The following is a 20,281-nucleotide window of genomic DNA, read 5'->3' as shown; positions in this document are numbered from 1 at the left end:
TGCTCAGCAAAAAGAATTAGGTTATTTCAAATTGAATTACCGGGTAAAAACTAGTTTTGTTTCAGTTGAAAGTTTTTCGTCGATGCGATAGTTTTCCAAATTGAAACCTTTTACTTCATCTAACGTTTTTACTTCATTTTGTGCGCAATAACGGGCGACTAATCCACGAGCATGTTTCGTATAAACCACGATCGTTTTTAGTTTATCGTCTTTGTAATCGTAGAACTCGAAATCAATAACCGGAGCTTTCAGCCGGTCTTTATCAATCACTTTAAAATATTCTTTACTGGCTAAATTCAAGACGATGTCTTTCGATTTAAGTTCGCTGTTGAGTTGTTCGGTGACTTTTTCACTCCAAAACTCATAAAGGTTTTTATGGCCTTCGAATTTAAATTTACGTCCCATTTCAAGGCGGTAGAGCATAACTTTATCTGAAGGTTTCAGCAATCCATACAATCCGGAAAGCATTCGAAAGTTTTTCTGCAGATATTTTACGGCTTTCTCGTCCAGAGATTTTGCATCAAGTCCGCGATAAACTTCACCACTGAAGGCCATTAAGGCAGGTGCAGATTCTTTTGCGGAAGGATTCGCTTTCCAGTGTTGATTGCGCTGCCAGTTTTCGTCGGCGAGTTTGGTCGAAATCTCCATTAAATCGGATAGATATTTGGGTGATTTCTTTTTTAAGGTGGTTTGTATCAATTCGGCTTCCTGGATGAAATGAGGATCTGTGGTTTTTAAAAACTGACTGGAGTTTTCGATATTCATCAATTTTGCCGGAGAAGTAAGGATTTTCATTATTAAAATAGGGTTTTGAAAGAAGCTCACTCTGCGTCCCGACCTGAGTGGAGCTCTTATTTGCGAAACATAGTGCAGAAAATAAAGCGGGAACGGAGGGCGGATTAAGACGCCCCCAAAAAATTAAATCTCCCCTTTTCCCTGACGAATAATTTCGGGCTCACCGCTCGTTAAATCTACGATGGTGGAAGCTATATTGTCGCCATATCCACTATCGATAACGAGATCAACCAAGGTGTCGTATTTCTCCGCAATCAATTCGGGATCTGTAGAATATTCAATCACCTCATCATCATCTTTTATGGAAGTTGAGGCGATGGGGTGGCCCAGTTTCTGAACGATCAACTGCGGGATCGGATGATCGGGAACGCGAATACCCACGGTTTTTTTTCCTTTGTAGGCGAGGGGAAGGTTTTTGTTGGCTTCTAAAATAAAGGTGAAAGGCCCCGGAATATTATTCTTTAAATACCTGAACGTACTGGTGTCAATGGGTCGGGAAAATTCCGAAAGGTGACTTAGGTCGTTGCAGATAATGGAGAAATGGGCTTTTTCTAATTTTATTTTTTTTATTTGTGCCAGTTTTTCCATCGCACGAATATCAAAAATATTGCAGCCCAATGCGTAAACCGTATCGGAAGGATAGATAATTAACCCACCGCTTTTGAGTGTCTTGACTACTTCTGCGATGAGATTTTCCTGTGGATTGTCGGGATATATTTTTAGAATTTTTGCCATATACAAATTTAATAAAAATAGCTGAATAAACATTTTCAAATAAAATTTTGGTAGTTTACATAATATTTGTATATTTGCACCACAATAACGCGGGGTAGAGCAGTAGGTAGCTCGTCGGGCTCATAACCCGGAGGTCGCACGTTCGAGTCGTGTCTCCGCTACTAAGTAAAGAGAATCATTTTAATGGTTCTCTTTTTTTTGTGGGGCTGAGTGAGGGTTTTGGGGATTTCCAATCAGTGACAAACTTGGCGAAGAATGATGAATCTAATATTTTACTTAATGATGAGTCGCTTTGAATTACTTAAATTTCGAAAGAAGACAAATCACGAGGTTCAGGTAAGTAGTTTAGATTCAGACTACAAAGAATTACCAGTACTCGCGTCTTTAAATTATACGATTACAATTCTATTTTATCAAGAGATTTAAAATAATATTTGTATATTTGCACCATAATAACGCGGGGTAGAGCAGTAGGTAGCTCGTCGGGCTCATAACCCGGAGGTCGCACGTTCGAGTCGTGTCTCCGCTACTAAGCAAAGAGAATCATTTTAATGATTCTCTTTTTTTGTGGGGTTTAGTGAAGGTTTTGAGGGATTTTGTTTTTTATTGCTATGAAGTTCCTAATTCTTGAAATATTGGAGAAAAAAGGCATACAATTAGGCATACCTTAAATGAGTCTGCATATTTCTAATTCACTCTACCATAAAATCTTCCCTTCCTTTTCAGCATTCCAAAACATACCGCTTTCAAAATCACTTTTGATAAAACTGAAAATCCTTGCTGCAGATTCTTCCGGAGTCAAAGTACCATTAACCAAATTGCTTTCCCGAATGGTTGTTTTTACCCAACCCGGATGAACGGAGGCTACTTTTATTTTCCCTTTCAATCGGTTGGTTAATATTTTAGTGTACATATTAAGCGCACTTTTCGACATTCGATACGCAATCGAGTCAGAAGTTTCGCACTCATCCATCGAACCCATTCTTGAGGAGATATTGATAATTTTTCCATTTTGAGGAATGAGTTTAATTATAGGTTCAGTAAAGAAAACCGTACCGGAAACATTGACTTCAAAAGTTTGGGCAAACGACTTTCTGTCCGGCTTTTGGCTTCCTAAATCAGGTCCAACTCCCGCATTATTAATAAGAATATCCATTTGCGGAAATTTCTCTAGGATTGTTTTCTGAGCCGTTTCAATACTTTCCAGATTGGTAAGATCTAAAGCTACAGGATAAAAATTTTCACTTTCAAATACTTTAAGATTTCCCTGTCTGCTTGTTCCAATGACAAAGTAGTTGTCTGCCAACATCTTCTTCGTTAAAGATTTTCCAATTCCTTTGCTTACTCCTGTAATCAATACTGTTTTTCTATTATTTCCTGTTTTCATAAAACTTTCATTATCATTAAAATTTTAAAAATATTCTTAGCCAACCCTCTCTAAAAATCGGCCGTATTTCTCAGATTGTGCGTAACCTTCTACAAATTGTTCATTTTCAAAAATCGTTTTTCCACCGACCATTACCATTGAAAGGACACCTTCATTTCTATTCACTAATCTTTCATAATTGCCAAATTCTTCAATCGCATCAAGTTCAACGTTTTCGGTAATATTATTAAATTTTTCAGGATTGATGATGACTAAATCAGCGACTTTTCCTTTGGCTAAATATCCACAATCCAGATTAAACCAGTCTCCCTGTTCTTTCGTCAGGCGCCAAATACATTTCTCCATCGTCATCATTGGATTTCCTTTATCAATTGATTCCTGCACGATTTTAATCATTTTTAAAGGGAAATTATAAAACGCCATATTATTAAGATGCGCACCAGCATCAGAAAAACTAATTAAATTATAGGGGAAGTTGTAAAGCGATTTAAACTTTTCTTTTCGGTCATTGGCAATCGTGGTCGTCCATCTGATTTTTTTATCATACTTAATAATGGTGTCCAAAAATACATCGACAGGATGTTGATTTTTGTCCTCCGCGATTTGATAAAAGTTTTTTCCAATCAATGTTTTGTCAGGACAATCTATTATCACTGCTTTGCTCAAATCTTTATGCCAGACTTTCGGTGCAAACTTTTTCTTGATTTCTTTTTTAAAATTCTCTCTGAATTTTGGATCGTTAATGAGCGCATCTCTTTTATCCAGTTCTTTTGCAAGATCCCGAAGTGCTTCTCCACTCGGAAATTCTTCAAACATCACCGAATCAACCCCGTCATAATAAACCGTAAAAGGACAAGGCGGCGACTACATACGGAAATTGGCTTTTCCCAAAACATTGATACTTCTGGACGCTAATGCAATAAACGGATAAATATACCGGTCACCTATCAGATCCATCATCGCAATCATGGTTGTTTTAAGAGGTTTCCGAAAAATCCCCGTACTCGCAAACATATAATTAAAAGCATTCACTCTAGTCACCAGATTGGGCGCACCTTGCAAAACTGCATCCCTTTTTCTTAACAGTTCGATGAGATTTTTTCGCTCTTTCCAGGAAGAGTAAAAAGACGGTGTCTTATTGACCAGTATTTGTCACCATCCATTTTATCCCAGGGATTATCCATAGTAGACAAACCGATAAAACCTTCATCTAAAGCATCATTTAACATTTTAAACATCTGCTGTTCTTCCTCTTTTGTGGCGGACTCGTTGTCCTTTAAAGAACGTGCAATTCCCATGGCTTTCATTCTAATATCAGAATGACCGATAAACGAGGCGATGTTAATTCCTAAAGGTAATTTGTTAATATAAGTTTTCCATTCTTTTGGCGAAGTCCAGGTTTTTTCTTTTTCTAATAAGGGCAACATCACTTCGCGTGGAATGGCTTCAACTCTCGTAAATGAATCTGCGGTGTCTTCCGGATTATTAAATACCGCAGAAACGGAACAACTTCCTAAAATAATGGTAGTACACCATGTCTTGCAGATTCTTTTAAACCTGGAGAGGCGAGAACTTCTGCGTCGTAATGTGTATGTGAATCTACAAAGCCCGGGACGATCCATTTTCCGTTGGCGTCAATAATTTTCAAACCTTCTTCATCAAATGAGTTACAGAGAGCAATCTCCTTTATTCGACCAGACTCATCAATCAATACATCTTTTTTTAATGCTTTTTCTTCTACTCTTCCAGAAAAAAAGAGTCCATTTTTTATAAGTGTTTTCATCATTTTTAATGTTTGAACGTTAAAAAATTTTTGATTTGATGTCCTATGAAAGATAATAATTATTTCATCATCTAAAATAGTCATTTAAGCCTGAAAATAAATAGAATTGATATTATATACTATTATATTTTAAAAATTTACCAAAAAAACTTTTTAATGAAATAGCGTCTGAAAATTTTTGAAATGGATGAAATTCACTTATAAACTCAAGATTCGATAGTGTTATTTATAGTTAAAATAAATTGTTTTTTTTGTTTTTCATTGTAACTTACCTTTTGAAATTCAATCTAATAGCAATTTCAGGAAAATAATAATTGCAATAAAATTTATTGGATTTCAATAAACGGGCGAATTCATTGCATTATAGTATCGCTCAACAAACGGAGTCAGTCCCAATTTAATTCAAGAATATAGTTTAGAAAAATCTTCTTTTTTATGAACTCAGTTCTGCTTCTTTTAAACTCCGTGTAATTTTAAAATATAGAGGTTAAGGAAAAAATCATAAAAAAAATGGAAGCGAAAAATTTAATTCAGAAAAGTATTGATACCGTAAGAGTTTTAGCCGCCGATGCTGTACAAAAAGCAGATTCCGGACATCCCGGAACGCCGATGGCTTTGGCGCCGTTAGGTCATGTATTATGGTCGGAGGTGATGCATTACAATCCCAAAAATCCAGACTGGGTGAATCGCGACAGATTCGTGCTTTCTTGTGGTCACGCCTGCATGTTGCAATACAGTTATTTATACTTGACCGGATATGAAATTTCGTTGGATGATATTAAAAAATTCAGACAACTTCACAGTATTACGGCGGGTCATCCTGAATATGGACTAACACCCGGAATTGAAGTAACCACCGGTCCTTTGGGGCAAGGTTTTGCAAATGGAGTAGGAATGGCCATTGCCCAACAATATATGGCGGCGCGGTACAACCAACCTGATTTCAATATTTTCGATTATCATATTTATGCCATTTGCAGCGATGGTGATTTAATGGAAGGTGTTTCTGCTGAAGCAGCATCTTTGGCCGGTCATCTTGGTCTCGGTAATTTAATTTATTTCTACGACAGCAACCACATCACCATCGAAGGTGATACTGATTTGGCTTTTGATGAGGATGTTTCAAAACGTTTTGAAGCTTATGGCTGGCATGTTCAAAACTTACCGGATATCAATGATTTGGAAGCCATTTCAAAAGCCATTAAAAATGCCAAGAAAGAAACCGATCGTCCATCTTTAATAAAGGTTCGAAGTATTATTGGTTACGGAAGTCCGAACAAACATAATTCCGCTGCCGCGCACGGTTCACCTTTGGGTAAAGATGAAGTTCGTTTGGTGAAAGAAAATTTCGGATTTGATCCTGATAAAGATTTCATTGTTCCGGAAGACGTTTTAGATTTCTATCGAAAAGCCGGAAAAAAATCTGCTAAAAAAGAAGACGATTGGAATGAGCTCTATAAAAATTATAAAAAACGCCATCCAGATCTTGCAAAAGAATATGAGGATATCACGGCCGGAAAACTTCCCGAAGGTTGGGAGAAAAAGCTTCCAGTATTTGAAGCGGGAACTGAGTTAGCGACCAGAAAAGCTTCCGGTAAGACATTGAATGCAATCGCTGAATATCTACCACAATTGATTGGTGGGTCAGCTGATCTTTCCCCCTCAACAGACACGCATCTTGAGGCATATCAATCATTTTCTGCAAAGCACCGAGACGGTCGGAACTTTCATTTTGGAATCCGAGAACATGCCATGGGTGCAGTTTTGAACGGAATGGCACTTAGCAATTATCTGATTCCGTATGGAGCTACCTTTTTAATATTTTCTGATTACATGCGTCCGCCACTTCGACTGGCTGCAATTATGAAGATTCGTCAGATTATGGTTTTTACGCACGACAGTATTGCGTTGGGAGAAGATGGAACAACACATCAACCTGTCGAACAGTTGATTGGATTACGTTCTGTTCCAAATATGACTGTAATTCGTCCGGCTGATGCGAACGAAACTGCACAAGCTTGGCGCGTCGCCATTGAACATACCGATGGTCCCGTCGCCATCGTTTTAACAAGGCAAGGGATTCCAATTATCGATCAGAAGAAATATGCGAAAGCAAAAAAACTGGAGAAAGGTGCTTACATTCTGTCGGATTCGGAAGGCGAACCGGATTTAATTCTCATCGCAAGTGGTTCAGAAGTTCAGTTGATTTTGGCAGTGCAGGAAGAATTAAAGAAAAGTAATATTCAAGCACGAGTAGTAAGCATGCCATGTTGGAATTTATTTGATCAACAAAGTGACGCTTATAGAGAAAAAGTTTTTCCGAAACATATAAGAAAAAGATTGGCTGTTGAAGCGGGCTCTTCTCTTGGTTGGATAAAATATACCACCGACGATGGTGACGTCATAGGCATCGATAAATTTGGCGAATCAGCACCGGGCGAAGAAGTAATGAAAGAATCCGGTTTTACCGTAGAAAATGTAGTGAAAAGATCTGAGGCATTACTTTCGAAAAAATCATAGCAAATTATGTTTTCATAATGCTTTTCAAACTTTTGAATAACTTAATTGAAAATAACTTTTGCTTTTAAAAAATAGAAATGTCAAAGTCCAACCATAAAAAAATAGGAATCTGCGCAGATCACGGCGGGTTTGAGCTGAAAGAAAAAATCATTTCTTTTTTGTTAAAAAATGAATTTCAACCTGTTGATTTTGGAGCGAAGGAATTAAATGATGCCGATGATTTTCCCGATTATGTGATTCCTTTAGCCAAAGCGGTCGCTGCCGGAGAAGTTTTTCGTGGGATTGCAATTTGCGGAAGTGGAGTTGGAGCTTGTATTGTTGCTAATAAAGTTTACGGTGTGAGAGCAGCTTTGATTACGGAATATTTTTCGGCGCATCAAGGGGTTGAAGATGATGACATGAATTTAATCTGCCTCGGAGGTCGAGTTACCGGATACGCCAGTGCAGAAGAGTTGGTTTTGGCTTTTTTAAATGCCGAGTTTATCGGAGCAGAAAGACATCTCCGGCGACTGAAAAAAATTCAGAACTTAGAAAATCAGTGAAGGAAAGCTCTTCATTTTTCATAAGCTTTTCTACGAATTAACTTTTAAAACAAACGTAATGAATCCTTTAAATCAAATACGAAAAATGGGTCAGAGCATCTGGCTCGATTTACTCGAACGCGAAATCATGGACTCCGGTAAATTACAAGATCTTATTGATCATGATGATTTGCGTGGCATGACTTCAAATCCATCCATTTTTGAAAAAGCCATTAGTGGCAGTTCGGACTACGACCAGGATATCTTGAAACTCTCTCAAAAAGAAGATAGTAATCCGGCGATTTTTTTTGATTTAGCCATTGCTGATATTCAAAGGGCAGCTGATTTATTTAAACCCGTTTACGACCAAACCAATGGAACTGATGGTTTTGTAAGTTTAGAAGTTTCGCCTTATCTGGCAAGAGATACCGATGGCACAATTGATCAGGCAAGAGATCTGTGGAAAAGAGTAGACCGCAAAAATGTAATGATAAAAATTCCGGGAACCAAAGAAGGGTTAATCGCCATACGCGAATGTTTGCGGGAAGGAATTAATATAAATGTTACGCTGTTGTTCGGACTTCCACGCTACCGCGAAATTACAGAAGCTTTCATGGGTGGACTGGAAGATCGACTTGCGGAAGGTCATTCAATTAATGAGGTTTCTTCCGTTGCGAGTTTCTTTCTCAGCAGAATTGATGTAATGGTCGACCCAATGTTAAAAGAAAAAGGTGCAGAACATCTAGTCGGGAAAATAGCGATTGCTTCTGCGAAAAAAGCGTATCAGATTTATCTTGAAATGATTGCAAGTGACCGTTTTAAAAAGCTGGAAGAAAATGGTGCTCAAAAACAAAGAGTGCTTTGGGCAAGTACGGGAACAAAAGATCCTGCCTTCAGTGATGTTTTGTACGTAGAAAATTTGATCGGAAAAGACACGATCAATACTTTGCCTATGGAAACCAGCGATGCATTTCGGGATCATGGAAAAGTGGCCGAAACTTTGACTGAAAATTTAGTTGATGCTGACAAAGCAATGGAAGAGTTGGAAAAAACAGGAATCGATATTGATAAGATCACCCAGAAGCTGGAAGAGGAGGGAATTGAAAAGTTTAATCAAGCCTATGAGAAACTTCTAAAAAGTATCGACAGTCAAAGACGCAAACTTTAAAATACAGAAAGAGGCTTTGGCTTAATTGGTGTATGGCTTCATCATTGAAATTTATTGATAATTTAATATTCTAAAAATTTAGAGAGAAATAAAATTATGGAACAGGAGAATAAAAATAAAAGCGCATTCGGAATGATAGGTCTGGGAACAATGGGTTCTAACCTATTACAAAATATTGCAGACAATGGCTACAGTTGTTCGGGTTATGATATCAACACCAAACAGGTAGAAAATCTTAATGCTTTAAATCAAGATAATATACACGGTTTTTCAGATCTGAAGGCTTTTGCAGAAAGTTTAAACAGTCCCAGAATTGTCATGATGCTAGTGCCCGCCGGTAAAATCGTAGATTCTGTTATTGAAGAATTGCTTCAGGTTTTAGATAAAGGAGACATTATTATTGATGGTGGTAATTCACATTTTACAGATACAGAACGGCGCTTTGTTTATTTAGAAGAGAAAGGCTATCACTTTGTAGGAATGGGGGTTTCCGGCGGTGAAGAAGGCGCGAGAAAAGGACCGAGTATGATGCCGGGCGGAGATAAAGAAGCCTACAAATACTTAAAACCAGTCCTGGAGAAAATTGCAGCGCATGTAAATGGCGATCCTACCGTAGCGTATATGGGCGAACGTTCTGCGGGGCATTTTGTTAAAATGGTTCATAACGGGATTGAATACGCGTTGATGCAACTGATTTCTGAAACCTATGAAATCATGAAAAAAGGCCTTCAAATGGAAGACTCAGAAATTTATTCGGTGTTTAAGAAATGGAATGAAGGTCGACTAAAATCCTATTTACTTGAAATTACGCGCGATATTTTCGCCTACAAAAAGAAAGGAGAAGATCACCTTTTCTTCAATGACATCAAAGACGAAGCAAAAGCGAAAGGCACCGGAAAATGGACGTCTCAAGCAGCCATGGATCTGAGTGTTCCCGTACCGATGATTGATATTGCCGTATCGATGCGGGATCTTTCCAAGTATAAAAACCTGCGAACGGAAGCCTCAGAACTATATCCCGATAAAAAGGAAGCAGCTTTTAGTAATAATGAAAAGGACCTAGAGAATTTAGAAGAAGCATTTTACCTTTCTATGGTTTCTGCATATGCACAAGGGATGCATTTGCTTTCCCAGGCGAATGTTGAATTTAAGTATGAACTGAACCTTGCTGTTATTGCAAAAATTTGGCGTGGCGGCTGTATCATCCGTTCGGAGTTTTTGGAAGATATTTATGCAGCTTATCAAAAAGACTCCAGTTTAGAGCACTTATTTTTGAACGATTCCATTCATAAAAGTCTTATTAAAAGTATTCCAGGTATCCGAACTGTAGTTTCTAATGCCGCGCTGCATGGGATTTCGGTTCCAACATTTGCAGTCGCATTAAGTTATTTTGATAATGTGCGGAATAAAGAAATGCCGGCGAACCTTATTCAGGCACAAAGAGACTTTTTTGGTGCGCACACTTATGAATTGAAGGGAAAAGAAGGCGTTTTCCATACCGACTGGGAAAATCCTGAGCACTAAATTTCATCTTTTCATCTAAAAATGCCTCAAAATTATTACCTATGATTAAGACTTCAGATAAAAAATACGATCCTACTATATTCATCATCTTTGGTGGAACAGGTGATCTGACAAAGAGAAAAATAATGCCTGCGCTCTATAATCTTTTTCTCGATAACTGGTTGCCGGAAGAGTTTGCGATCATCGGAACCTCATCCAGTAAAATGAGTAACGAAAAGTACATCGCTGAATTATTTTCTGCCGTCAATGAATTTTCCAGAACGGGAAAAGCCACGAAAGCAGATTGGGAAAAATTCTCCTCTCATATCACTTTTCAGGATGCTGATATTACGAATGCTTCTGCTTTTAAACCGTTTGGTAAATTGATTGACAAGTATAAAAAAGAATGGAAGACGCCACCATCCATCATTTACTATTGTGCGGTTGCACCACATTTTTTCTGTTCAATTGCCGAAAACATCAATAAAGCCAAACTGGATAATGATCCGAAAACAACGCGAATCATTATAGAAAAGCCTTTTGGCAGTGACCTCGAATCCGCGAAAGATTTGAATAAAAAATTGCTGAGTATTTTTGAAGAGAATCAGATTTACCGAATTGATCATTATTTAGGTAAAGAAGTCGTTCAGAACATCATGGCCTTCCGTTTTGCCAATTCTATTATGGAACCGCTTTGGAACAGAAACCATGTGGAACACGTACAGATTTCGGTGACGGAGCAAATTGGTATTGGAAGTCGGGGGAATTATTTTGACAATGCGGGAATTTTACGGGATATGATTCAAAACCATTTATTGCAGTTGCTTTGTATCATTGCCATGGAACCACCTACAAACTTTAATGCTGATGAGGTTCGGAATAGAAAAGTTGATGTTCTAAAAGCCCTGAGGAGAATTGAAAGCGGCAAAATTGAAACTATGTCCGCGCGCGGTCAATACAGTTCCGGGTGGATTGAGGGCGAAGAAGTAGTGGGTTATCGGGAAGAGGAAAAGGTGAAACCACACTCTAATACAGAAACTTATGCGGCATTAAAACTACATGTCGATAATTGGCGATGGCAAGGCGTACCGTTCTATTTAAGAACAGGAAAACGTCTTTTTAAATCCGCGTCTATTATTACAATTCAGTTTAAGGAGATTCCTCATAATATTTTTGTTTCGGAAAACACCGGTCCTCCGAAGCAGAACCGATTGGTAATTAGTATTCAGCCTGACATGGCCATTCGGTTGCAACTTCAAAGCAAAGTGCCGGGACTTGAAATGAATTTAAACACGGTAGATATGGTTTTCGATTATGCGGGAAGCAAAAAAACAGATTCTCCTGAAGCCTACGAAACCCTTTTATTAGATGCCATTACCGGTGATCAAACTTTATTTATGCGCGCTGATCAGGTAGAAGCCGCGTGGGAATTTATTATGCCAATTCTCAACTACTGGGAAAAAAATACGGATCAAAACTTCCCGAATTACGCTGCTGATTCCTGGGGTCCGGAAAATGCGGAAGCCCTGATTGCTAAAGATGGTTTCCATTGGTTTAATCTACCGGAAAAAAATAAAAAAGACTAATGCAACACTTGAAAATTTATAAGGACGTAGATGAGGTCATCGAATCCTTGGCTAAAGTCATTTGCGATTCTGCAGAAGAATCTATTAAAAATCGGGGCGTGTTCAATTTTGTACTTGCTGGCGGTGGTTCTCCGAAGAAGCTCTATGAACTGTTGGCATCCGATGCATATAAAAATAAAATAGATTGGCGCAAGACTTATTTTTTCTTTGGTGATGAACGTTTTGTCCCGGAGAACGATGAGGAACGTAATTCCCTGATGGTGAAAAAGGCTTTATTTGACCCATTAAAGATTCAAGAGTCTCACATTTTTAACGTCGATACGACCACAACTCCGAGTGAGGCAGCAATGAAATACTGGGAGGTAATTAAATCACATTTTAAAGATGGGCCGATCCAGTTCGATTTTATTCTTTTAGGTCTTGGAGACAATTCTCACACTGCTTCTCTTTTCCCGCAAACTTCCGTATTGGAGGAGACCGAAGCAACCATAAAATCGGTGTGGGTGGAAGAAGTAGATATGTACAGAATAACCATGACCGCACCGCTCATAAATCAGGCGCGCCAAATTGCATTTTTAGTTTTCGGCGCGGGAAAAGCGGAGGCGGTATATCATATTCTAGAAGATCAGTCGGGCTCATCTGCAGAATATCCAGCTCGATTGATTACGAAAGATCCGCAGAAAGTAACCTGGTTTCTGAATGAGGCTGCTGCTTCACAATTAAAATATAACAACTTACTGGGAGAAAATATTTTGAAAATTATTTTTAAAGAAAGAAGGTAATTGCTTCTTAAGTGTGGACAATTAATATGAAAATATGTGAACGACTATAGAATAAATTTACTTTAGTAATGAAACTAAATCTCACTTTTACATCAAATAAAAAAGGAATTCCGACAGAAATTCCTTTTTTCTAAGTATAAAATATTTTTACAAAATCCTAAAGTGGTTTAGAAACTCCAAAATTTTGTTTATTTCTTGGTTAATTTATGTGAGACCACACCGTTTAATTTTTTATGAATTTGTGGTTTTCAATTGTACCGTTTATATCAACTTGCAAAAAATAGGTTCCTCTCGCTAGTCCGGAAAGATTTAAGACAGAGGTGGTAGTAGTAGGATTAAATCTTCTCACTTCCTGACCAACCATATTGGTAATGATAATGGAGTTAATTTTCCCCTTGGAAGTTAAGGTCAACATCGATTCAACCGGATTGGGATAGAATGAAACTTTACTTTTAATATTTTCATTTACAGCCAAGGTTGATCGGTTGGAATCGAAATACAATCCGAAATCACTCGTTCCGCTAACATAGGCTCCAATCTGGATAATTATTGACATCGCTGGCAATGGCACTCTTAGCGGGACCAACTAAAACTTGCTGATCCGAAATCTGAACCTCAAAAGCGAAATTTAAGTTGTTATAATCCGTAACATAAAAAACCCTGTCTTCCTCAGTGACAAAAGAGGCGGTAATGGCGGTATTCCCATCTACTTTGCGACTCACAATAGTCTTCGCACACCTCGCAAAATTTACAACGTTCTGTTTTCGGATGTTCATGTTCGCATCCACAGGTACAGATCTTAACTTTATTCTCAGTGCAACCTCTTCTTTTATCGATATCTGGTTTCATGTCTTTACTAATTTATTTGATCTCGATTATTATTATTATTATTATTATTATTATTTGTTCTGGATGTTTTTTTACTCGAAATGATTTTTACATCGCCAGTGGAGTAATATTGATTTTTTCGCCGGTTGTAACAATCTTCTTCAATATATTTCCCTAATTCGTTGTGCATGGTCTTATCAAGATAAACCAACTTCAGCGGATCTCTGTTCGCAAAGTATTCAGGATTGGGTGATCCGGCATCATCGCCTGCCAGTTGTGGCAAAACGGATATGGGACCCGCGTACTGATGATCATCAATATCCCTTTTTAAATCATGTGGGTTTCTTGCCCAGTCCCAGCTTTTAAAAGCATAACCACGATCGCTGTCCATATTCCACTCGGTATGTCCATTTTCCGGTAAGCCATCAACACGTGCCAATTGCCACATCAGAAATGTGGAGAAATTCACGGGGTCACCAAGATTGTTTTCCGGTGAAACGTTCTCCATACAATAGGTTACTGTTTCAAGAGGCGACTTTGCGTCGGATAAAGCTTTGATGGTTTCTAAATTAGATCTAATGGCATTGCTTACAATCCACGCCGGGTTATCTCCCATTTTAAATGGTCCTGGATAAGTGGGACATGGTTCAACGGGAGTATTCGGGTAGGACCATGGATGATTATATTGTGTAAATTCTTTATTGACTGCATCATAAGGATGAGTGTGTGGGAACTCAGTATCAGGTACGCTATAGGCTGGAGTATTTTTTTGCACTACAAATCCAAAAATATCGTCCATTGCCGCCAAGTTATCCAGAAATGTTCCGTGATTTTCCATTCCAATGGTGATGAGTCCATCATCAATCTCATCGTCCATGGGATGAAGGTAACCTGTCATCACCAAGATGGAACGTTCTGCTTTCAACATTTGATATAAGGGAAGTTCGATGGTGTAGTAGGCGAGTAGCCTTGCGCCATAGGTCCGAAGATCCAGAAGAATCGCAGGTAAAATCGTCGCTAAATAAATGGCGATTTGTGCAATTAAAGCAATGAGCGCAAGAATGGAAAGAAAAAGATCCAGAAGATTCCAGCCACTGTCGTCGTCGCTACCGCTGGGAGCAAGATCATCTAATGGATCTGTAAGCTGTGGAAAATCAAGATTGGGAAATAAATCTGGTGGAGACTATTTTTCATGCGCAAAGCCATCACGAGAACTGAATTTAAAATAACGGAACAAAACATGAAAGGTTGCTTTAATATCTTCAGTTTCAGGTCTGCCGTCGTCACTAATGATAATATCTGGACTTGTGCGGAATATGCCGTGTTTGCTTTTTTGACCCTGAGTATCATAAGTTCGGTCCATCGCCTCACGAAGCAGTTCTGCCAAAAGATCCGGCATATCGGAATCAACATCCAGCTGTCGCCTTCTCACATACCGACCACGCAATGTATTATCACCAGGATCATAATTCGGTCTTACATGTTCAGCGGCGCCTCCATCTTCCCCAAAAGCAAACCTGTAATGAACTGCTGACTGGGTATATTGATTAAAAATAGCATCCGAACCGTGTTTAATATTGTAGGCTTTTGTATCAACATGAGTTTCTACTAGATGGTGGCGCTGCCAGTGGAGACGATAAGGACCACCAGCTTTGGTATTGATGAAAGCGTGTGCGGTGACATCGGTTGCCACGTGACTGATATATCCCAGCGCATAAGCTTTCAAACGGTCACTCCACAATTTTGCGTTTTCCGGTTCGGTTTTACCTTTTTCATCTGCAATTATCCAAAGATTGTTCGCGAATGTGCTTGTTCGTCGATAATGCAGCATATCTGCCCAAAAGAAATCTTTGTTATCGATACCAAAATTATGTCCAAGGGAAAATAAACCACACCAATCTTTTCTTTCAGCGGCAACGTCGATAATAGCCTGCATTAGTATGGAAGAAAGACTGCCCATAATATCGGCGACTACGGAAGATAAATCGCCGGTTAGTCGGCTAATTTCCTCTTCGATGTTTTGATTAACCGCTCCGAAATAATGTTCCCACTTTGACAAAATCCACTCATCGAGTTTGCCATAAATATTATCTAAGAAATCCACAATTTTAATAAGTTCTGCCATAGGCAGACCATATTTCGCCCTAAAATCTGCCAGAAAATAAAACAGATCAGGGCCCACTGCGCCGAGTGCGTAATAGTTGTTGTATGTGGACGCAAGTTTCGCCAGATCGGGCGGGGAATTAATATTTTCTTTGTACCCTTCAAATTTAAAAGGCCAGTCTGTTGAAAGTTTCTGTAAGTTGGCTACGATTTCATCGGCAACCAAGATATGGGTAGATGGTCCAGGCATTATGTGATATTTTTAAAGTTTAGGAATAAATGACTAACAGGATTTAATTAAAAAGCACAGCTTTCTTTAACTTGAAAAAACATTTAGATGTAAAGTATATCTGTTCTAAAACTAACTTTTTTGGTAGTTTTTAGTTAATACCTATTTTAAGAACAGTGTTAGAATTTCTAGATTAGGATACAATTTGCTTTATTTGTTTAAGAGAATTAAAGCACAGGCTCTTAATTGAAAATTATTTATCCAAATATAGATTCATTGCCATACTTTAACATAGTACAAAAGCGACATCATTTAACTGCAGGCAGAATCAACCACAAGATTTTGCAGTTTCCTAATATCATCTAAAAAAGAATTTATGGAACTTTAGAATTAAACCGTACCGAATGTACGATCGCTTCTTCTTTTAGGTCGCTTGGATTGATACCCGTGAAATGATGAAAATCCCGAATCAGGTGCATCTGATCATAATAACCGAACGGGTGTGCAATCTCTGTCCATCAGGCTTTTGGATTACTTTCCTTAAATTTATATGCCACAGAAAAGCGCACCATTCTGGCGAAGTATTTGGGTGGCAAACCAATTCGCTGAAGTGACTGACGCTCCAATTGACGAACACTAAGACAGGATTTAGCAGCCAGCAAATCCATAGACATTTTCCCACAAGAACTCACCATTTGTGACATTGCGAGATCAATTGGCAGTGGCGGCTGGTATTCGTTCAATTTGCTCAACAGATACAATTGAATGATCCCGTTCTTTGCATCACAGGATTTTGCCTCCATTAATCGCTCGGTGATCTCGGTTATTTCTTTACCAATGATCAATTGTGCATCAAAATCGCAGTCAAGCATTTGACATAAAGGAATGCCGAGCAATAGATAAAGACCGCAAGGTTTAAACAAAACCAATAAATTAGAATGCTTTTTTCCAAGATCCAAAGTAACTGGCTTTAGTTGTGGTCCGATAATTACGGCGCGTCCATGATTTTCAAATTCACCGTCTCCTTTCTTAACTTTCACAGAATCTTCCAGATAAAAGCAAAGCAGTCTCGTATGCGTAGGCATATAGGTGTAGAAGGGAGACAGATTATCACTGCATGAAAAATCATGTCCCATGATACAGATGCATTCTACAAATTCTGCAAGAGCAGGATGTGGCTGAAAATATATTGAAAACATGATCTTTCAATATTTTAGATTGTACTACTATAAAAATGCGTCTAGAGTTACCCATTGAAATAACGCAAAGCAGAGTAGTTATGTCGTATTTCCGGACTAACATGGAAACACCTTTGATTCAAGCACGTCAAAAAAATGATCTCTTTACATCAGTTTTAGATATTTATTTTCTTTTAAAGTAAACAATATTCATCGATGTAATTATTTGTTAATCAAAGATATAATTAATAATTAAGTTTTAATGAGAAATAAAGAGATCGCTTTTAATTATTTTTGAATTGATTTTCAGATTTCGATTGGAACAAAAAAGGCGCTGAATCATTTGGATTCAAGTCGCCAATTTACAAGAGTCAAAATGATATTATATCACCTAATTCTTCAAGAAAACTGATTGGTCTGATCGGGCAATTATAGAGTATTTAAAATTTCTTCGCTTCGTACTCACTTTCATTGCCTAAACGATCCACAGATTTAACCGCTACCGTACTCAATTTCTTCCCATCTTTTGTTAATGGTAAAGTTTTGGAATTTTGATTTTTATCTAAAATTTCTGTTTCCCAGTTTTCCCCATACTTGATATAAAGAATCCACTGGAATGCTTTCTGTGGTTCAGGCGAATTCCATTTCAAGTTCACCAAATTTCCGACATTTTCCGCAAAAAGAATAGGTTTTCCTAAGGCTGGAACTTTGATCCAAGGAGTGGTTGGAATTAAAGCTTTTGTTTTGTAGGCACTTTTTACCGCGTTATACATGGCTGGACTTTTCGATAATCCATCAACACTGTAATGAATTGTTCCCGCGCTGTTTTTAAGAATAGAGCGGGTTGCATTTATTTGACTAACAATTTCGCCCGGTCGGTCGGAAACATCACGCAGGCCAACTGTATTTAAACCAGGCCAAAGATGACGCTTCTGTGTGTTTTCGCTTTCCCACCATTTTAGCAAAGCAGGGAAACTTTGGGGCCCGTCATTTTTCCAGTAGAGTTGCGGTGAAAAATAATCCAGCCAACCTTGGTTTAACCATAATTTTGCATCAGCATATAATTCATCGTATTGGGATGAACCTTTAATTCCTTCCGGGAAACCAGGTTTCCAAATGCCAAACGGACTTATTCCAAACTGCACGTAACTTTTTTCAGCCTTAATTTCGTCGTGAATTCTTTTAATAAATTTGTTCACGTTGGCACGGCGCCAATCTGCTCTGGAGAGATTGCCTCCTGTTTTTTGATAGGCAGCCCAAGTTCTGTTGTCCGGAAAATCTTTTCCGCCATTGTATTCTTTGTAAGGATAAAAATAATCGTCGATGTGAATGGCATCAACATCATAGCGTTTTACCAAATCCCGGATTACTTTCGCGGTGTGGTCCTGCGTTTTTTCATCAGATGGATCCATCCAATACATTCCATTGCGCAGTTTAATGATTTGTTCGGGCATCTTTTTCACCATTGATTCACTGGTAATTGGTCCCCCAGTAGTATGATGTGCACGATAGGGATTTAACCAGACATGAAGTTCCATTCCACGTTCATGCGCTTCTTTAATCCAAAATTCTAATGGGTCATAAAATGGAGTAGGAGCTTTGCCAATTTCACCCGTTAGAAAATAAGACCAAGGCTCTAAATCACTTGTATACAAAGCATCTGCAGAAGGACGGGCTTGAAAAATAACCGCGTTAAAATTCGCTTCTTTTAATAGATCCAAAATTTTAATGGCTTCGTCTTTTTGCTGCTGCGTCGTCAGATTATTCTTAGATGGCCAGTTAATATTTGCCACGGTTGCAATCCAGGCGGCACGAAATTCGCGATCGACTTGAGGCAAGTTGAGCTTGGCTTCAGGTTTTTGAACAATGGTTTTTGGTGGAGTTGGTTTTGTAGTTACAGGCGGTTTCTTGGTCGTTTTTGCGGCTGGCTTTTTCGTCGCACAAGAAGTAATGAAAAGGGAAAGAATTAAAAATAATATCGTGGTTGCTCTTGCAAAAGAATAGTTCATAAATAAATTTTAAAAGGGAAAATAAATAACGGTTTACTATTATTAAAATTGTTTATTTCAAATGCTGAAATTCAATTCAATATATTTAAAAATGACAGTCGCAAATATATAAAAAGCAATGTGAATAATGGTTTAGATTTAAAAACAAAAAAACTTTAAAGAAGATTATACTTTAAAGTTTTTGATAATTTTAGTGAAGACTAGAAATTCTTTTTTCTCCTAATTTTTAATAGGATAATTTGTAATTAAAAGCGAAGCAGATAGATTTAGTTTTTCTTGTAAGTTTCTAATCATATCCAGTGTCAATCTTTTCTTACGATTCAAAACTTCTGACGTTTTACTTTTAGATCCGATTATTTCTATCATATCTTTCTGTTTCAAATCCATTTCCTCCATACGTATTCTGATGGCTTCAATAGGATCCGGCAATTCGATTGCATAATGTTCGTTCTCAAAATTATCAATGAGTAAAGACAAAATTTCTGCTTCATCACCATCTGGTGTATTTTCCTTAGCATCAAAAATTTGTTCTAATCTTTCTAACGCTTCAAAATATTGTTGTTCTGTTTTTATCGGTTTTATTTTCATTGTGTTAAATTAAATTGTATTCGCATCTATTTTATCATATTCTGAATGTGAACCTATAAATCTAATAAATGCCCATTCTCTTTCATAATTAAATTGCACAACTAATCGATAGGAATTTCCTTTAATATTGAAAACGACTCGGCTATTTTTAAGAATGCTCGCATTAGCGAAGTTTAGTTTAATATCATTGGGGGATTTCCACGAATTGGTTTTTGCAATGTCAAACCATGTTTTCAAATATTGTTCTGCGTCAGGATGTACTTCCCAAAACTCTTTCAAAGTTCGCTTAGCAATTATTCTTTTCATTTGTGATACAAATATACATAAAAGTTCCCGAATCAGGAACTTTTATTATTTTTAGTTAACTTGTTGAAGTACTTAAATTATAAAATTAATCAAACCAAATTTATTATCTAAATTATATATTCATTTCATATTTAGACTATTCTTTAAAAATGATTTTCGATATCATTAAATTATTCAATACTCCTAAATTAGATAATAAAAACAAAGAGTCCCAAACAAATTTGGAACTCTTTTATCAATTCGGCAAATGCCGGTAGTTT

Annotated in this window: 21 protein-coding genes and 2 tRNA genes; 8 read left to right on the top strand and 15 right to left on the bottom strand. The window is 37.7% G+C overall.

What is annotated here, in order from left to right; genetic code table 11:
* Positions 1–36 precede the first annotated feature (36 nt).
* Together yaaA and EIB73_RS03130 are read right to left on the bottom strand one after the other, a co-directional pair.
* Complete coding sequence (gene yaaA, locus EIB73_RS03135) at positions 37–795, bottom strand: peroxide stress protein YaaA (RefSeq protein WP_125022550.1); 759 nt, start codon at positions 793–795, stop codon at positions 37–39.
* 123 nt (positions 796–918) lie between these two features.
* Complete coding sequence (locus tag EIB73_RS03130) at positions 919–1,530, bottom strand: L-threonylcarbamoyladenylate synthase (protein ID WP_125022548.1); 612 nt, start codon at positions 1,528–1,530, stop codon at positions 919–921.
* Between the two features lie 88 nt (positions 1,531–1,618).
* On the opposite strand from EIB73_RS03130, the gene EIB73_RS03125 reads away from it, so the two are divergent.
* A tRNA-Met gene (locus tag EIB73_RS03125) sits at positions 1,619–1,691 on the top strand.
* Between the two features lie 295 nt (positions 1,692–1,986).
* Positions 1,987–2,059 (top strand) — tRNA-Met (locus EIB73_RS03120).
* Positions 2,060–2,227: 168 nt separating this feature from the next.
* On the opposite strand, the gene EIB73_RS03115 is transcribed toward EIB73_RS03120, so the two are convergent.
* The 5 genes from EIB73_RS03115 to EIB73_RS03100 form a co-directional block, all read right to left on the bottom strand.
* On the bottom strand, positions 2,228–2,917 hold the full coding sequence (locus EIB73_RS03115) for an SDR family NAD(P)-dependent oxidoreductase (protein ID WP_125022546.1): 690 nt from the start codon (positions 2,915–2,917) through the stop codon (positions 2,228–2,230).
* Positions 2,918–2,953: 36 nt separating this feature from the next.
* A complete protein-coding gene (locus EIB73_RS03110; protein WP_125022544.1) occupies positions 2,954–3,733 on the bottom strand; it encodes an amidohydrolase family protein in 780 nt (259 codons plus the stop codon).
* A 48-nt stretch (positions 3,734–3,781) separates the two neighbouring features.
* The gene (locus EIB73_RS15005; protein WP_164467847.1) at positions 3,782–3,931 is read right to left on the bottom strand and encodes a hypothetical protein; all 150 of its coding nucleotides are present in this window, start codon (positions 3,929–3,931) and stop codon (positions 3,782–3,784) included.
* Between the two features lie 65 nt (positions 3,932–3,996).
* Positions 3,997–4,344, bottom strand: a complete 348-nt coding sequence (locus EIB73_RS03105) for a hypothetical protein (protein ID WP_125022542.1) — start codon at positions 4,342–4,344, stop codon at positions 3,997–3,999.
* A gap of 86 nt (positions 4,345–4,430) precedes the next feature.
* A complete protein-coding gene (locus EIB73_RS03100; RefSeq protein ID WP_164467846.1) occupies positions 4,431–4,700 on the bottom strand; it encodes an amidohydrolase family protein in 270 nt (89 codons plus the stop codon).
* 510 nt (positions 4,701–5,210) lie between these two features.
* On the opposite strand from EIB73_RS03100, the gene tkt reads away from it, so the two are divergent.
* The 6 genes from tkt (at position 5,211) to pgl (ending at position 12,780) form a co-directional block, all read left to right on the top strand.
* On the top strand, positions 5,211–7,220 hold the full coding sequence (gene tkt / locus EIB73_RS03095; protein ID WP_125022538.1) for a transketolase: 2,010 nt from the start codon (positions 5,211–5,213) through the stop codon (positions 7,218–7,220).
* A 77-nt stretch (positions 7,221–7,297) separates the two neighbouring features.
* A complete protein-coding gene (locus EIB73_RS03090) occupies positions 7,298–7,762 on the top strand; it encodes an RpiB/LacA/LacB family sugar-phosphate isomerase (RefSeq protein ID WP_125022536.1) in 465 nt (154 codons plus the stop codon).
* A 58-nt stretch (positions 7,763–7,820) separates the two neighbouring features.
* A complete protein-coding gene (tal, locus tag EIB73_RS03085) occupies positions 7,821–8,909 on the top strand; it encodes a transaldolase (protein WP_125022534.1) in 1,089 nt (362 codons plus the stop codon).
* 96 nt (positions 8,910–9,005) lie between these two features.
* Positions 9,006–10,433 (top strand): NADP-dependent phosphogluconate dehydrogenase, encoded by a 1,428-nt coding sequence (gene gndA, locus EIB73_RS03080; protein ID WP_125022532.1) that lies wholly within the window; start codon positions 9,006–9,008, stop codon positions 10,431–10,433.
* Between the two features lie 41 nt (positions 10,434–10,474).
* On the top strand, positions 10,475–11,998 hold the full coding sequence (zwf, locus tag EIB73_RS03075; RefSeq protein ID WP_125022531.1) for a glucose-6-phosphate dehydrogenase: 1,524 nt from the start codon (positions 10,475–10,477) through the stop codon (positions 11,996–11,998).
* Positions 11,998–12,780: a 6-phosphogluconolactonase gene (gene pgl / locus EIB73_RS03070; RefSeq protein ID WP_125022529.1), complete on the top strand. Its 783-nt coding sequence runs from the start codon at positions 11,998–12,000 to the stop codon at positions 12,778–12,780. Before zwf ends, pgl begins: the two co-directional genes overlap by 1 nt.
* A gap of 223 nt (positions 12,781–13,003) precedes the next feature.
* Here pgl and EIB73_RS03065 read toward each other — a convergent pair whose 3' ends face one another.
* The 8 genes from EIB73_RS03065 to EIB73_RS03030 all read right to left on the bottom strand — a co-directional run bounded on the left by EIB73_RS03065 (position 13,004) and on the right by EIB73_RS03030 (position 20,021).
* Positions 13,004–13,336, bottom strand: a complete 333-nt coding sequence (locus tag EIB73_RS03065) for a T9SS type A sorting domain-containing protein (RefSeq protein ID WP_125022527.1) — start codon at positions 13,334–13,336, stop codon at positions 13,004–13,006.
* Positions 13,302–13,556: a hypothetical protein gene (locus tag EIB73_RS03060; RefSeq protein WP_125022525.1), complete on the bottom strand. Its 255-nt coding sequence runs from the start codon at positions 13,554–13,556 to the stop codon at positions 13,302–13,304. Before EIB73_RS03060 ends, EIB73_RS03065 begins: the two co-directional genes overlap by 35 nt.
* 80 nt (positions 13,557–13,636) lie before the next feature.
* The gene (locus EIB73_RS03055) at positions 13,637–14,536 is read right to left on the bottom strand and encodes a hypothetical protein (RefSeq protein ID WP_125022523.1); all 900 of its coding nucleotides are present in this window, start codon (positions 14,534–14,536) and stop codon (positions 13,637–13,639) included.
* A gap of 255 nt (positions 14,537–14,791) precedes the next feature.
* Entirely contained in the window at positions 14,792–15,961 is a 1,170-nt protein-coding gene (locus EIB73_RS03050; RefSeq protein ID WP_125022521.1) for a zinc dependent phospholipase C family protein, read from the bottom strand.
* A gap of 497 nt (positions 15,962–16,458) precedes the next feature.
* On the bottom strand, positions 16,459–17,139 hold the full coding sequence (locus EIB73_RS03045) for a DUF6597 domain-containing transcriptional factor (RefSeq protein WP_125022519.1): 681 nt from the start codon (positions 17,137–17,139) through the stop codon (positions 16,459–16,461).
* A 419-nt stretch (positions 17,140–17,558) separates the two neighbouring features.
* Positions 17,559–19,127, bottom strand: a complete 1,569-nt coding sequence (locus tag EIB73_RS03040; protein ID WP_125022516.1) for a glycoside hydrolase family 10 protein — start codon at positions 19,125–19,127, stop codon at positions 17,559–17,561.
* A 219-nt stretch (positions 19,128–19,346) separates the two neighbouring features.
* A complete protein-coding gene (locus tag EIB73_RS03035) occupies positions 19,347–19,715 on the bottom strand; it encodes a helix-turn-helix domain-containing protein (protein ID WP_125022515.1) in 369 nt (122 codons plus the stop codon).
* 9 nt (positions 19,716–19,724) lie between these two features.
* The gene (locus EIB73_RS03030; RefSeq protein ID WP_125022513.1) at positions 19,725–20,021 is read right to left on the bottom strand and encodes a type II toxin-antitoxin system HigB family toxin; all 297 of its coding nucleotides are present in this window, start codon (positions 20,019–20,021) and stop codon (positions 19,725–19,727) included.
* Between the last annotated feature and the right edge of the window lie 260 nt (positions 20,022–20,281).

The sequence above is a fragment of the Kaistella carnis genome, from assembly GCF_003860585.1.
Classification (GTDB): Bacteria; Bacteroidota; Bacteroidia; order Flavobacteriales; family Weeksellaceae; genus Kaistella; species Kaistella carnis.
Note: the sequence above shows the minus strand (reverse complement) of the source record. Positions and strands in the feature narration are given on the sequence as shown.

What these genes read in the sequence shown, in the direction of transcription:
- yaaA (WP_125022550.1), bottom strand. Translation starts at nt 795, where the DNA reads ATGAAAATCCTTACTTCTCCGGCAAAATTGATGAATATCGAAAACTCC.
- EIB73_RS03130 (WP_125022548.1), bottom strand. Translation starts at nt 1,530, where the DNA reads ATGGCAAAAATTCTAAAAATATATCCCGACAATCCACAGGAAAATCTC.
- EIB73_RS03115 (WP_125022546.1), bottom strand. Translation starts at nt 2,917, where the DNA reads ATGAAAACAGGAAATAATAGAAAAACAGTATTGATTACAGGAGTAAGC.
- EIB73_RS03110 (WP_125022544.1), bottom strand. Translation starts at nt 3,733, where the DNA reads ATGTTTGAAGAATTTCCGAGTGGAGAAGCACTTCGGGATCTTGCAAAA.
- EIB73_RS15005 (WP_164467847.1), bottom strand. Translation starts at nt 3,931, where the DNA reads ATGTTTGCGAGTACGGGGATTTTTCGGAAACCTCTTAAAACAACCATG.
- EIB73_RS03105 (WP_125022542.1), bottom strand. Translation starts at nt 4,344, where the DNA reads ATGTTGCCCTTATTAGAAAAAGAAAAAACCTGGACTTCGCCAAAAGAA.
- EIB73_RS03100 (WP_164467846.1), bottom strand. Translation starts at nt 4,700, where the DNA reads ATGAAAACACTTATAAAAAATGGACTCTTTTTTTCTGGAAGAGTAGAA.
- tkt (WP_125022538.1), top strand. Translation starts at nt 5,211, where the DNA reads ATGGAAGCGAAAAATTTAATTCAGAAAAGTATTGATACCGTAAGAGTT.
- EIB73_RS03090 (WP_125022536.1), top strand. Translation starts at nt 7,298, where the DNA reads ATGTCAAAGTCCAACCATAAAAAAATAGGAATCTGCGCAGATCACGGC.
- tal (WP_125022534.1), top strand. Translation starts at nt 7,821, where the DNA reads ATGAATCCTTTAAATCAAATACGAAAAATGGGTCAGAGCATCTGGCTC.
- gndA (WP_125022532.1), top strand. Translation starts at nt 9,006, where the DNA reads ATGGAACAGGAGAATAAAAATAAAAGCGCATTCGGAATGATAGGTCTG.
- zwf (WP_125022531.1), top strand. Translation starts at nt 10,475, where the DNA reads ATGATTAAGACTTCAGATAAAAAATACGATCCTACTATATTCATCATC.
- pgl (WP_125022529.1), top strand. Translation starts at nt 11,998, where the DNA reads ATGCAACACTTGAAAATTTATAAGGACGTAGATGAGGTCATCGAATCC.
- EIB73_RS03065 (WP_125022527.1), bottom strand. Translation starts at nt 13,336, where the DNA reads ATGTCAATAATTATCCAGATTGGAGCCTATGTTAGCGGAACGAGTGAT.
- EIB73_RS03060 (WP_125022525.1), bottom strand. Translation starts at nt 13,556, where the DNA reads ATGAACATCCGAAAACAGAACGTTGTAAATTTTGCGAGGTGTGCGAAG.
- EIB73_RS03055 (WP_125022523.1), bottom strand. Translation starts at nt 14,536, where the DNA reads ATGTTGAAAGCAGAACGTTCCATCTTGGTGATGACAGGTTACCTTCAT.
- EIB73_RS03050 (WP_125022521.1), bottom strand. Translation starts at nt 15,961, where the DNA reads ATGCCTGGACCATCTACCCATATCTTGGTTGCCGATGAAATCGTAGCC.
- EIB73_RS03045 (WP_125022519.1), bottom strand. Translation starts at nt 17,139, where the DNA reads ATGTTTTCAATATATTTTCAGCCACATCCTGCTCTTGCAGAATTTGTA.
- EIB73_RS03040 (WP_125022516.1), bottom strand. Translation starts at nt 19,127, where the DNA reads ATGAACTATTCTTTTGCAAGAGCAACCACGATATTATTTTTAATTCTT.
- EIB73_RS03035 (WP_125022515.1), bottom strand. Translation starts at nt 19,715, where the DNA reads ATGAAAATAAAACCGATAAAAACAGAACAACAATATTTTGAAGCGTTA.
- EIB73_RS03030 (WP_125022513.1), bottom strand. Translation starts at nt 20,021, where the DNA reads ATGAAAAGAATAATTGCTAAGCGAACTTTGAAAGAGTTTTGGGAAGTA.